Below are 12,726 nucleotides of genomic sequence, written 5' to 3' on the forward strand. Positions count from 1 at the left end.
CTTGACCCCAGCACACCGGTGCTCAGGTCCTCATGGCCACCAAATACGCACGTCTGCGGTCTTCACCGGATGGGTACGCGCCGGGCGACGCGGTAAGCGCTCAGAGATGACGGTAGCAGGACGCGTGTTCAATCGTGCCGTTCGAGGGTCGGCTTAGCGCCAAGAGCCTACCTCTCCGAGCAAATGCATATATCGCATTTTGGTTGAAGCGGATCGGCAGCTCTCAGGAGAGATTGGACAGCCGCCGCTCCTCGGCCGATCAAAAAGTGCGAGGGCATCGACCTTCACCCTATCTTGCCCGAGCCGATCCTCAAGAAGACTCGCCGACTAGTTACGTCATAGCAGCGGGAAGCCCACCGAAATGCTCGGCCAACATGCTCCTTATCACAACATCGTCTATAACCAGCTTGCGAACAGCCGCCTCATATTGGCTACGGCTTTTGAACTGCAGAGCACTCACGATCACAGTTAAGGCAGGCGTCTCTCGGATTGGATAGCGAGCGATAATCTTGTCAACGTCCTTAGAAATGATCCAGCCCTGCAAACGCGCCTTCTCTGCTTGGTAATGGGCCTGCGAATCCACAGCGATACTGACGTTCTGTCCTGCCTGAATTTTCTTCCAGTCGGGCATCTCAAGACTAATTTGGTCCTTGACGGCTTGCTCTGTCATGCGAGCAGCAAGCCGATCCGCGTTGGACGCTATCGCGGCAAGAAGATCGGTCCACGCCTTGACGATCATCTGACTAGGATCGCCTTCTATGACCGCGCACTGTCGCTTCGCGATCAACTCCACGATAGTCGGGTTGTAGTAGAGAGCTTCAACTGAATAGACGGCAAGTGCGAAGACGCCCTTTGCCTCAAGGGCTATTTTCTTATCTGAAGTGAGCTGGTCCTGATCGACTATTCCGTAAGCTTGAATCCACGCAATTGCACTGGTGTCACGAACACTGGTAACGGCGTGCTCAACGTCGCTGCAAGTCGCTCTTGGAAAGATCGACACACCGGGAAACAGGATTTCGTAAAGCGGTTTGTCTAAGCTGTCCGCGCTTCCTTCAATGAAGAGCATCTTGCGGCGTGAGCCAATGATAGCCTCTTTGGTCGGATCATCGATCCCAATGCCCGGCTCAAGAACATCCAAGTCCCAATTTCCAACGTCGTCATTGACGGTCTTGGAGTCGCGCACCAACACGGTTCTGGCGGTGCGGCAACTGACGGGCAAACTCAACTCATGAGTAGACACTACAAACGTACAATCCGGACGCTTTGCGAAGAGCTGTAGAAGCAATGGTGTGACGATTGATGCGTGCAAGTGCCTCTCGGGCTCGTCGACAAGGATCAGCGAGCCTTTCTTGGCCGTTAGTACCACGCCCGCGATCAGCAGCGCGGCCCGTTCGCCATCAGATAGGGCCGCGATGCTATAAGGCGGGCCCTCACGTTTTCTGGCGACGATCGTGCTATTCGGTTCGATCGTCATGGCGATTGGAATGCCCGATCCGACCAAAAGCTCGTTGATTGTCTCAAGTGGAGGTAACTCGTCCGCCAACTGAGCTGCTTCGGCGCTCTTACCAGATTTGACGGCCGCTCGGATGTTCCGAGAGAGGTTGTTATCCGCATCGATAAGGTCAGCGATAATCAAGCCGCTCCGTGAGGCCGGATCGTATTCGCGCCAGCGAGCTTGAGGCTGAGCATCCTGATTTTTCGTGTTAGTCTCGGTCTGGATCTTGCTTTGCGGTGAAAACGGCACCGAGTTGGTTTCCATCCAAGTCTGCCGATGTGCGGCGACGCGGACAGCTCTCGCAAAATTCTTCCGATAGAGCGAAAGCATTAAACCAGACTTACCGGCGCCATTGGGGCCGACGACGAAAAGCGGTGCAGCAGTTGAAACCGGGAGCTGCAATGAAGACCCGTTGGTCAGCGGCACCGCAGTTTCAAATGGCGGCTCGGCAGCTTCAGAGTTTGTGGCCATATCTTCCCCCAATAAGTGCCCCGAACCATTATCTCGCGCGGCGAGATCATGACCTTGCCAACTTATCAGCGTCGAGGGAAGTCACTCGCGGCGATCAAATAGCAACTATCCGATTTGAAGCGATTGTACTGCGATGATCCGCTTTCAGGATCAGGCACTGCTGCACCATACGACAATCATTCTGAGCGCAAGCTGGCATTCGTGACCCAATTGGAGAACGTTTCCTTGGGGGTCAAAACAGGCCGTTCACTGATATCCCATTTCTCTGCATGCCGTGGCTTGAATAAAGACAGTCCTTAACCGAGGCACTTCTTCTCGATCTCGTCCGGAAAAGCCAACGCCGGCTATTTCAGGGTCGAAAGTCCGACAGCCGTAGCCCTGAGCCGGCATTGGCAGGTTCAGCGTCGGCCGTCCTCCCCACAACCTCCGCATACCCCCACCGCGCCATCCTGCCCGCGTATCCGCCACGTCTCCCCCTCCCGCGCCTCGACATAGCACGGCCCCAGCGGCACCTTGCCGCTGTCGCCCCGCAGTCCAGCACGGGATTGTAGATGCCCAACAGGCGCTGGCGCGAGGCACTGACCAGCGCCTGCCTATTGGCACTGCCTGCGCGGGCCACCGGAATAGGGCTGGTAGCTGTTGTCTTCCGGCCGATAGGAGCGATAGCGGCTGAGGCAATATTGCACGTGGTCGGGCGGAAGCCAGGCGGCGCCGGCTTCCTGCGACGGAACGTAGCCATCCATTGGCAACCTGTCGCTCACCTCGACATAGCTGGCGCCATCGTCGGGAGGCTGTGCGGTGCGGTCGGCCGCGCTGCATCGAGATAGGGAGAGATGCAGGGGCGCTGCGCTCCGCTGTGGGACGTGTGGTGTCGTCCCTTGGCCTGTAGCAGCGATAGTGGCTTCGCGACGGCTTGTTGCGGGCTGGATTCAGATTCCGCCAGGCATGCCGCGCGACTGGCTGGCGGCCACCAACGCCGCCTCAATGCCTCTTGAAATACTGCACCTCACGTTCGTGCTTCTCGGCGGCCTCGCGGGTATCGAAGGTGCCGAGATTGCGGCGCTTGCCGGTCTTTTCGTCCTTCTTGCGCGAATAGAGGCGGTATTTTCCGTCTTTGAGTTTTCTGATCATCTGTCACTCCCCGAGCCGCTGCTTCCCCTTGAGGTTGCGCGCGGCTTGTTCGATAGCCGCCCGGTCGTTGCCCAGCCTGTCGATCAGTTCCTGCGCCTGTTCGCCCGATATGCCGGTGCGCACCGCCAGGGCCTCCACCGTCAAGATGTCTGAGCTCGCGACCTCGCGGGTTTCCGGCAGGGCATCGCCTGCCGTCAGCGGCAGGGCTGCCTCCCTGTCGATCTCGGCCTCGGCCCGGTGCCAGTGCCGCTCGGGATCGCCATGGATCCCGCCTTCACGTTCCCAGATCTGGTATGCGCGCTCACGAATCTTGTCTTCCCGGTCGTCGCCCATGCTATTTCCTCCTTTGGGTATCGGATGAACGCCGCGCCAACCCGAACGATCCAAGAAATCTGCGTGATCGTTGGTCGCATAAGGCGCCACGCACTGCGGCCGCCAGCCGGCCTGCCTACTCGCACTGCCGGCGCGGCCCGCCGGAATAGGGCTGATAGCTGTTGTCCTCCGGTCGGTACGACCGGTAGCGGCTGAAGCAATATTGCATGTGGTCGGATGAGAACTCGGCGGCGCCGGGTTCATCCGATGGCGGGTAGCCCTCCACTGGCGACGTATCGCTCGCCTCGACGTAGCTGCCGTCATCGGTGATGTCGAGATAGGGCGAGATGCAGGGGCGCTGTTGGCCGCTGTAGGAGGTGTAGCGGTTGTCGTCCGGCCGGTAGGAGCGGTAGCGGCTGGCGCACCATTCGACATGGGCGGCGGGCAGCGCCTGCTGCTCTTCCATCGCCGGTTTGATAGAGCCGGTGGTGTCGGGTGTCGAAGCTGCGGCGGTGTCGGCGGGTTTGGAGGTGCGATCAACTTCCGAGGCGCGAACGGGAACCGGGCGGGCCGGGAGGCGCTCGAGGCGCTGCGAGGCCGGGTTCACCGGGCGCGGGTCCTTGGCCCACAGTTCGGCGACGCTGGAGACCGGGGCGGCTGGCTGCACCGGCTTGGCAATCAATAGCCAGGTGGCGAATGCGAGACCGCTGGCGAACACCGCGAGCGTCAGGGCGAAGCCGCCAAAGATTGCGAACAAAGCTTTCATGCCGCGCTCCTTCGCCTCCCGATTAAGGAAATGCGGCGGCGGGGAATCCGGTTCCAGGAAAGAGCGCGGGGCAGGGGCTTTCAAAAAGGAAGGCCCCTCTCCGTCTCGGCTTCGCCGAGCCTCCCCGCTTTGCGGGGCGAGAAACCCAAGGCCTCTTCTTCAGTGCAGGCCGAATTCGCGCAGCAGTTCTTCGCGGTAGCGCACGAAGCGGCTTTCGCTGCGCTCGCGCGGGCGGGACAGGTCGATTTCGATCAGCCGCGCCGCGCCGCCTTTCTCCTTGGGCAGGATCAGCACCCTGTCGGCGAGGTAGATCGCTTCCTCGAGGTCGTGCGTCACCATCACCATGGTGACGTTCTCCTCGCTCCAGATGCGCGCCAGTTCCTCCTGCATGCCGATCTTGGTCATGGCGTCGAGCGCGCCCAGCGGCTCGTCGAGCAGCAGGATTTCGGGCTGCACGGTCAGCGCGCGGGCGATGCCGACGCGCTGCGCCATGCCGCCCGACAGCTGCCTTGGGAAAGCATCGCTGAATTCGGCGAGGCCGACGAGCGCGATATAGAAGCGCGCCCGTTCCTCGGCCTCAGCCTTCGGCACGCCGCGCACTTCGAGGCCGAAGGCGACATTGCCGAGCACGGTCAGCCAGGGCAGCAGGCGCGGCTCCTGGAAAATCACCGCGCGCTCGGCACCGACGCCGTGCACCGGCTTGCCGTCGATGGCGACACCGCCGCTGTCCGCGGCCTCCAGCCCGGCAAGAATGCGCAGCAGCGTGGTCTTGCCCGATCCGCTGGCGCCGACGATGACCAGGCATTCGCCCGAGCGGATGTCGAGGTTGAGAGTCCTCAGCACGGCAAGCGAACGCCCGCCGATGCTGAACGATTTGGACAGGTCGCGGATGCTGACCTCACCGCCGCTTGTTCTGCTCATCGCGCTCGTCTCCCAGCTGCCGGTTGGCCTTGTCAGTTGGTTTTGGTTTCGCCGGGCCGGTAGAGGATGTCTGTTGCCTTCAGCTTACCCTTTGGCAGGCGGCCGTCGCGCTCGAGCACGCTGACCCAGAAGTCGATGTCGCGGTCCGTCGCCTTGGCCCCCTGGCGGAGCCCAAAGCCGGTCCAGTAGCGCGCCAGCTCGCCGTTTTCGCCGCGCTTGTCGAGGATGTTTGCCAGCACCTTGCGCGCTTCGTCCGGGTTCTGCAGCGACCAGTCGGAGGCGCGCGCCGACTGCTCGACGAAAATGCGGGCGGCGTCCGGATGCGCGGCGATGAAGTCGCGCCTGAGCACGACGAAGCCGCCGGCCAGTTCGCCCAGCACGTCGGTGTCGTTGAACACGCCGCGCACGCCGCCATTGTCGACCAGCGCGCCGGCAAACGTCGCCTGCCAGTAGCCCAGCGCCGCGATGTCGACCTGGTGGGAGCGCAAGGTCTGTTCGAGCTGCGGTCCGGGCACGACGACAAGATTGGCGGCGTCCGGCGACAGGCCGACGCTGTGCAGCGCCTCGCGCACGGTGTAGTCGAGATGGGCGCCGAGCGTGTTGACGGCGATGGTCTTGCCGGCGATGTCGGCGATCGATTTGATCGGGCTGTCGTCGAGCACGTAGAAGACGCTTCGCACCTTGCTGTTGATGCCATTGCTCGGATAGACGGCGACGAAGTCGTTGCCGCCGGAGATCGAGTTGATCACGGCGGCGGTTGCAGCCGAGCCGATATCGACGCTGCCGGAGGCGAGCGCAAACAACGATTCCGGGCCGCCGCCGGAATAGCCGACATTCTCGATCTCGATACCGAGGCCTTTGAAATAGCCGAGCTCGCCGGCAAGTTCATGCGGAGAGATGCTGCCGCGGCTGGCGAGGGAGCGGAACTTCACTGGTGCGGCTTCGGCAAGGGCGAAGCGCGGCAGGCCGGCGGCGAGAAGGCCGGCGGCGAAGGGCGCGCCGGCAAGCAGGGAACGGCGGGTGATTTTCATGGTCCGGGTCTTTCCTGATTTTGAGTTCTGGCCTGGTTGAGATTGGCAAAGGCGGGAGGTCAGTCGACGGCATTGCTCCAGCGGCAGAGCCGCCGCTGCAGGCTGACCAGCGCCTGGTTGGCGATCAGGCCGAGGCCGGCGAGGATGACGATTGCCGCAAACATCAGCGGGATCTGGAAGTTGTACTGCGCGTTCATCACCTGAAAGCCGATGCCCTTGTTGGCGCCGATCATTTCGGAGGCGATCAACAGCAGCAGCGCCGTGGTGGCGCTGAGCCTCAGCCCAACGAAGATCGACGGCACGGCGCCGGGCAGCACGACACGGCGGAAGACGGTGAGCTGCCTGGCGCCATAGACGCGCGCCATCTCCAGCAGTTTCGGATCAACTTGCTTGACGCCGCCGATGGTGTTGAGCAGCAGCGGAAACAGCGTCGCCCAGAAGATGACGAACACCTTGGAGGCTTCGCCGAGCCCAAGCAGCAGGATGAACACCGGATAGAGCGCCAGCGCCGAGGTCTGGCGGAAGACCTGCAGGATCGGATCGAGAGCGGTTTCGACCGCCCGCACCTGGCCCATGAACAGGCCAAGCGGGATGGCGACCAGCACGGCGGCCGCGAAGGCGAGACCGGCGCGCTGCAGGCTGATGGCGATGTCGCCGAGCAAGGTGCCGCCGGCCAGCCCCTTCCAAAGTGCTGCGACAATCATGTCGATCGGCGGCAGCACGGCCGCGTTGACCCAGCCGGCGCTGCTCGACACTTGCCAGATTGCGAGGAAAGCGATGAGGACGCCGTACCGCGACAGAAAGCCAATTCCTGCCCGGCCGCCGAGGCGCAGGAAGTCCGAGCCGAGGCTTGTCGTGCTGTCACGCGTGCCGAGGCTGGCGGCCTGTTCGATGTGCTGCAAGGTCATCGTTGTGCCTCTCGCTTCGAGGGTAGTGGGCTTCTCGGAATTATTCGGCGGCCAACACGGCCGAGCGGGCGGTGGTCCATGGGTTTTCCGGCCGCCTGAGGCCGAGGTTCTCGCGCAGCGTCCTGCCCTCATAGGCGGTGCGGAACAGCCCGCGGCGCTGCAGCTCGGGGATAACCAACTCAACGAAGTCGTCGAGCCCGCCGGGTAGCCAGGGCGGCAGGATGTTGAAGCCGTCGGCGGCTTCGTTGCCGAACCATTCCTCCAGCTGGTCGGCGACCTGCGTGGCGCTGCCGATGACGGTGTAATGGCCGCGGGCCGTTGCCACCCATTGGTAGAGCTGTCGGATGGTGAAGTTGTGCTCGTCGGCGATCTGGCGGATCAGCGCCTGGCGGCTCTTCATGCCTTCGGTTTCCTTGCTCGGCGGCAAGGGACCGTCGAGCGGATAGCCCCTGATGTCGAGCGTCTGGCCGGCCAGCCCGTTGAGCAGGGCGACGCCATCCTCGGGCAAGATGAGATCGTTCAGCTGCTGGTATTTGGCGCGCGCTTCTTCTTCGGTGCGGCCGACGAAGGGTGCTACGCCCGGCATGATCAGCACCTGTTCGGGATCACGGCCGACGGCCGTCACGCGTGCCTTGATGTCGCGGTAGAATTCCTGCGCCGACGCGAGGTTCTGATGGGCGGTGAAGATGACTTCCGCCGAGTGGGCGGCGAGCTTGCGGCCGTCTTCCGATTGCCCCGCCTGCACCACCACCGGGTGTCCCTGCACGGGGCGCGGCACGTTGAGCGGCCCTTTGACGCTGAAATGCGGGCCCTTGTGCTCGATGTCGTGAAGCTTGTCCTTGTCGTAGAAGCGCCCCGATTTCTTGTCGCGGATGAAGGCATCGTCCTCCCAGCTGTCCCACAGCGCCTTGACCGTCTCGACATGCTCATGCGCGCGGGCATAGCGCTCGGCGTGGGCAGGCTGCGTCTCACGATTGAAATTGCGCGCGGTTTCGTCGCCGGCCGAGGTGACGACGTTCCAGCCGGCGCGGCCATTCGACAGATGATCGAGCGAGGCGAACTTGCGGGCGAGCGTGTAGGGCTCCTCATAGGTGGTCGAGGCGGTGGCGATGAAGCCGAGATGCGTGGTGAGCGGCGCCAGCGCGGCGAACAGCGTCACCGGCTCGAAGCCGGCGATCTTGGCGTTGCCGCCTTCGCGGGCGCCGAGGCCGACCGTCAGATTGTCGGCGAGGAAATAAGCGTCGAACAGGCCGCGCTCGGCGGTCAGGGCGAGCTGCTTGTAGAACTCGAAATTGGTGGCGCCGTCGGCCGGTGCATCGGGGTGACGCCAGGCGGCGATATGCTGTCCGCCGCCGGGCAGGAAGGCGCCCAGTTTGATTTGCCTGGATTGTTTGATTTGCCTGGATTTGGTGGATCTGGTCATCGCGGCGTGCTCCTGGATGGATCGGAAAGGGGATCTCGGGTCGGTGGTGCGTTCAGGCGGCGAGGCCGACGCGATGGGGCACTCCGGTTACCCGGCATGCCTCGGCGACCGCCTGCCGGGCGCGGGCGTGGATGGCTTCCGACACCAGCACGCCATTGGCAAAGTCCTTGTCGGAGGCGTAGATCGCGGTCGGCACGGTCAGCGCCTCGAAGAAGCCGAACAACGGCCGCAACTGGTGCTCGACGATCAGCGAATGGCGCTCGCCGCCGCCGGTCGCGGCCAGGATGACCGGCTTGCCCCTCAGCGATGACGGATCGAGCAGGTCGAAGAAGTGCTTGAAAAGCCCGGTATAGCTGCCTTTGAAAGTCGGCGAGCCGGCCACCAGGACGTCGGCGCCCAGCAGCCGTTCGACGATGTTGCGCGCCGCCGGGTCGAGGTCGCCGAGGCGCCTTGCCTGCGGCAGGGACGCGCCGAGATCCTCGATGTCGAAGACGGCCGAGGCCGCGCCGATGCTTTCGGCGGCCTGCCCGACAATGTGGCTGACGAACGCCTTGGTCTTCGATGGCCGGGTCAAATTGCCCGACAGCCCCACAACGAGCTTCTTCGACATTCCTGGCTCCCTCTCAAGCGCTCAATTTTTTAGGATCTAAGGTCTAGCGATCTATTTAAGTCTAGAGAATTTGTAGAATTAAAAGAGCGAGAAAATTTCAAAAACAGGGCGGTGAGGGGACTGAGTTTGCGGCACATCGCCCGCAATTGGTTCATTCAACGCGGCTAGTGCGCCGGCGCAGCGCATCGACCAGCGATGCAAAGGCCTGCCAGCACCTTGTTCCGCGGGCTGCAGTGAGTCAGGCCAATTTGATTCAAATCCGGCTGTGGATATTCGCTTTTGGGTAAATCGAGGCGGTCATCTTGCCGGCCGGCGGGCAACAGGGAGAAGCCTATGACAAGCGACTTTGCCGCCGCACACCTCCACCTCGAACGAGCCTGCCATTATTTGAGCGGCGAGGACGAGACGAGCCGCACGGCTCGTGCGGCTCTGGATCTCCTGATCGATGCAATTGTCGCGGCGCAATACAAGCGGCCCACGGGCGACGTTGTGGAATTTCCAAGACCGGCAAAGCCGGGACAATCCGCAAGCGGGAACGGGTAATCCAACCGGCGGCGTCCCTTTGCTTCCGCCTGATCACATGAACCAGGTTGCCACCAGGCCGATCGTCGCCGAGAAGATGGCGACGGTCGTTGCCCAACCGAGTATATTGGTGCTGCGGCTGTTCACCTGGTCGCCCATGATCCTGCGGCTGTTCGTCATCAGCATGATGAGCAGCAGCAAGGGCGGCGTCGAGAAGCCTTGAACGATGCCGGACCAGACCAGCGCCTTCATCGGATTGAAGCCGAGAAAGTTCAGGCCGGCGGCGATCGCCGTAAAAAAGCCGATGGCGAGATAAAATTTGGGCGCCTCCCGAGCCCGGGCGTGCAGGCTGTTTTTCCAGCCGATGGCTTGTGCCACGTCATAGGCAGCGCCGGTGGTCATGACAGGAACCGCGAGGAAACCGACGCCGATCACGCCTGCTGCGAACAGGACGCTTGCGGCCTGGCCGGCGAGCGGGCGCAGCGCCTCCGCGGCTTGCGCGGCCGTGTCGATATCGTGATGGCCCGCCTTGTAGAGCGTAGCACCCGTCGACAGGATGATGAAATACATGATGAGATTTGAAAACATCATGCCGATGAGGATGTCCCGGCGAGAGCGACGGAGTTCGCTGTCGGTGGCGCCCTTCCTTTGGCTGAGCGTTGTCCGCCCCTGGGCAATCTCCTCCTCGACCTCCTCATTGGACTGCCACGTGTAGAGATAGGCGGACAGTGTCGTGCCGATGATGGCGACCAGGATCGACAGGAACTCGCGGTTGAATTCGATCCTCGGAAGCAGCGTCCCGCGCAGCACGGCCGCGGCGTCCGGCTTGGCCAGAATGGCGGCACCGACATAGGCGAGCAGCGCCAGCGCCAGCCAGCGAAAGATGTTGCGTATCAAAGTATAGGAGCCAAAAACCTGGAGGGCGAAGATGAGGGCGGCGACGAACACCACGATCAGCGGGATGGGAAGCGGCACGAATATGTTGATCGCGGCCGCCATTCCACCAAGATCCGCCGCTGCCTCAATGGTGTTTCCCACGAGCACACCCAAGAGCACCGACCAGAGCAGCCACCGCGGGTAGAAGTCCTTGATGACATGGAACAGTCCGCGCCCCGACACCTGGCCGAGCTTCGACGACAGGTAGACGACCGCGTACATCATCGGCAACGTCACCGGAGCCGTCCAGAGCAGGTCGGGTCCGAAACGGGCGCCGGCACTGGCGTAGGTGCCTATCGCGGAACAATCGTCGTCGGCCGCCCCGGTTATCAATCCGAGGCCGAGCGCTCGGCCTATGCCGCCTTTGCCCTCCTTCGGTGGGGTGGAATGGTCACAACCGGCCTGCCTCATTGCGACCGGACCGGGTTGCGAACGAAAGACGCGGCCTGCCATGCAACAATGCCAAGGATCGGTCGCGGCGCTGGTCTCATTTTGCTTCCTTCAACAACGTGCCCAAACCCCGCGTGCCGTGACTTGTTCCGCGACGACAGGTCAGGGGTTTTGTCTCAGGCAAAAAAGTTCGGGTTGACCGCTTCCGAACGCGAAGCGACTATCGGTGCGAGGCGAAGATCGCAGGAGGAAGTGCAATGGACGAGCCCGGTCAGTGGCGCCACATGTCGAGCGCGCCAAGGGACGGCAGCAGAATCCTTGTCACGGTTCGGCCGTCCGAACAGGGTCCGGCCGAGGTTGACATGGCTTACTGGGCCCGCGCCGATCAGTTCGGCAGCGAAGGCTGGCGCGCTTCCGATTCTTCTCCAGGACGCATCGTCGAGTATGCCGAACCGGAACTGAAGTGCTGGATGCCGCTGCCGTCGGCCAATCTCAGCAAGGGATCGATGCCGAGCCCCTGGGAAGGGGAAGATGTGCCCTTGGTGGATGGCTCGGGGATATGAGGCTGGGCGGGAAGGGTGGTTTTGATCGCTGGCGGGACAGCACCCCCCTCTGGCCTGCCGGCCATCTCCCCCTCAAGGCGGGAGAGATTGGCCCTCGTCGCGGCCTTCGCTAATCTCCGACGCTGCAAGAAGGGCGGGGCTGTTGAAGCTGCCGATCTCCCCCCTTGAGGGGGAGATGTCCGCAGGACAGAGGGGGTGTGAAGGAACGCCAACGTCCCGGTTGGCCCTCCTCGTCAGAACAGGAATGCGGCCGTAGCGGGGTTCGGGCCGGTGCGGCCGTCGGTCGAGTCCATGCCTCGGATGAGCTCAAGGTCTTTCGCTTCCAGTTCGAAGTCGAAGACATCGAAATTGGCGGCGATGCGGTCCTGGTGGATCGACTTTGGAATGACGATCAGTCCTTCCTGAAGGTGCCACCTGACGATCGTCTGCGCCACCGACTTGCCGTGTTTCCTGGCGATGCTTTCAAGCGTCGGATCGCTCAACAGTCGGCCGCTGCCCAGCGGGCTCCAGCTCTCGATGCGGATGTTGAGCTTGTCATGGAATTCGCGTTTGTCACGCTGCTGGAAGCGGGGGTGGAGCTCGATCTGGTTGACGGTCGGCGTGACGCCGGTCTCGCCGATGATCCGTTCGAGATGGTCCTGGTTGAAGTTCGAAACGCCGATCGACTTGATCCGGCCTGATTGCCTGAGTTCGATCAGCGTCTTCCAGGCCTCGACATATCTGTCCCGGCTGGGCACCGGCCAATGGATCAGGAAGAGGTCGATCTGTTCGATGCCGAGCTTGCTCATCGTCTCGTCGAAGGCGCGCAAGGCGGCGTCGCGCTGATGCGCGCCGTTGCGCAGTTTCGAGGTGATGAACAACTCGCTTCTCGGCACGCCGGCCGAGCGGATTGCCTGCCCGACACCTTCCTCGTTCTGATAGCCTTCGGCGGTGTCGATCAGTCTGTAGCCGGCCTCGATTCCCCAGCGCACCACCTTGGCGGTGATGGCTGGATCGACCTGCCACACGCCGAGGCCGATTTGCGGAATGGCGGAGCCGTCGTTCAATCTGATTTGTTCAGGTCTATTCAGGGTAATCTGTTCAGGCATGTTCAGGTCCTTCTGCATCGTTCCGCCCGGCGCACGCTCTATCTAGTCTGGATGGCCGCGAAAGCCAGTCGATATCAGGAGAATGTGAGGAGACGGACGTGAAGCGCTGATCCTCCGCTTCGGGCCGACAGCTCTCTGTGACCCACGGACTCCAGGGAA

General features: G+C 62.5%; 12 protein-coding genes and 1 pseudogene. 1 reads left to right on the plus strand and 12 read right to left on the minus strand.

Annotated elements, in window-relative coordinates; genetic code table 11:
- Positions 1–331: 331 nt before the first annotated feature.
- The 11 genes and pseudogenes from AC0L2Y_RS25210 to AC0L2Y_RS25260 all read right to left on the minus strand — a co-directional run bounded on the left by AC0L2Y_RS25210 (position 332) and on the right by AC0L2Y_RS25260 (position 10,979).
- Positions 332–1,966 carry an AAA family ATPase gene (locus tag AC0L2Y_RS25210; protein WP_473560261.1) on the minus strand — a complete coding sequence of 545 codons (1,635 nt, stop codon included), beginning with the start codon at positions 1,964–1,966 and terminating at the stop codon, positions 332–334.
- Positions 1,967–2,559: 593 nt separating this feature from the next.
- Positions 2,560–2,676: pseudogene (locus AC0L2Y_RS25215) on the minus strand (BA14K family protein); the annotation flags it as partial.
- Between the two features lie 271 nt (positions 2,677–2,947).
- Positions 2,948–3,097, minus strand: a complete 150-nt coding sequence (locus AC0L2Y_RS25220) for a hypothetical protein (RefSeq protein ID WP_023677295.1) — start codon at positions 3,095–3,097, stop codon at positions 2,948–2,950.
- A gap of 3 nt (positions 3,098–3,100) precedes the next feature.
- Positions 3,101–3,430 carry a DUF2934 domain-containing protein gene (locus tag AC0L2Y_RS25225; RefSeq protein WP_352489970.1) on the minus strand — a complete coding sequence of 110 codons (330 nt, stop codon included), beginning with the start codon at positions 3,428–3,430 and terminating at the stop codon, positions 3,101–3,103.
- Between the two features lie 115 nt (positions 3,431–3,545).
- The gene (locus AC0L2Y_RS25230) at positions 3,546–4,175 is read right to left on the minus strand and encodes a BA14K family protein (RefSeq protein ID WP_473560263.1); all 630 of its coding nucleotides are present in this window, start codon (positions 4,173–4,175) and stop codon (positions 3,546–3,548) included.
- Positions 4,176–4,334: 159 nt separating this feature from the next.
- The gene (locus tag AC0L2Y_RS25235; protein ID WP_473560265.1) at positions 4,335–5,096 is read right to left on the minus strand and encodes an ABC transporter ATP-binding protein; all 762 of its coding nucleotides are present in this window, start codon (positions 5,094–5,096) and stop codon (positions 4,335–4,337) included.
- Positions 5,097–5,128: 32 nt separating this feature from the next.
- Positions 5,129–6,127 (minus strand): ABC transporter substrate-binding protein, encoded by a 999-nt coding sequence (locus AC0L2Y_RS25240; protein ID WP_473560266.1) that lies wholly within the window; start codon positions 6,125–6,127, stop codon positions 5,129–5,131.
- A gap of 59 nt (positions 6,128–6,186) precedes the next feature.
- Entirely contained in the window at positions 6,187–7,035 is an 849-nt protein-coding gene (locus AC0L2Y_RS25245; protein WP_473560268.1) for an ABC transporter permease, read from the minus strand.
- A 40-nt stretch (positions 7,036–7,075) separates the two neighbouring features.
- Positions 7,076–8,458, minus strand: a complete 1,383-nt coding sequence (locus AC0L2Y_RS25250) for an LLM class flavin-dependent oxidoreductase (protein ID WP_473560270.1) — start codon at positions 8,456–8,458, stop codon at positions 7,076–7,078.
- 52 nt (positions 8,459–8,510) lie between these two features.
- The gene (gene msuE, locus AC0L2Y_RS25255) at positions 8,511–9,068 is read right to left on the minus strand and encodes an FMN reductase (protein WP_473560271.1); all 558 of its coding nucleotides are present in this window, start codon (positions 9,066–9,068) and stop codon (positions 8,511–8,513) included.
- Positions 9,069–9,644: 576 nt separating this feature from the next.
- Entirely contained in the window at positions 9,645–10,979 is a 1,335-nt protein-coding gene (locus AC0L2Y_RS25260; protein ID WP_473560273.1) for an Nramp family divalent metal transporter, read from the minus strand.
- A 194-nt stretch (positions 10,980–11,173) separates the two neighbouring features.
- Here AC0L2Y_RS25260 and AC0L2Y_RS25265 point away from each other — a divergent pair, with 194 nt between their 5' ends.
- Positions 11,174–11,479, plus strand: coding sequence for a hypothetical protein (locus tag AC0L2Y_RS25265; RefSeq protein ID WP_023677305.1), 306 nt, complete (start codon positions 11,174–11,176; stop codon positions 11,477–11,479).
- Positions 11,480–11,712: 233 nt separating this feature from the next.
- Here the strand turns inward: AC0L2Y_RS25265 and AC0L2Y_RS25270 are convergent, their stop codons facing one another.
- Positions 11,713–12,567, minus strand: coding sequence for an aldo/keto reductase (locus AC0L2Y_RS25270; RefSeq protein WP_473560275.1), 855 nt, complete (start codon positions 12,565–12,567; stop codon positions 11,713–11,715).
- Between the last annotated feature and the right edge of the window lie 159 nt (positions 12,568–12,726).

It is taken from the genome of Mesorhizobium sp. WSM4830 (assembly GCF_055811495.1).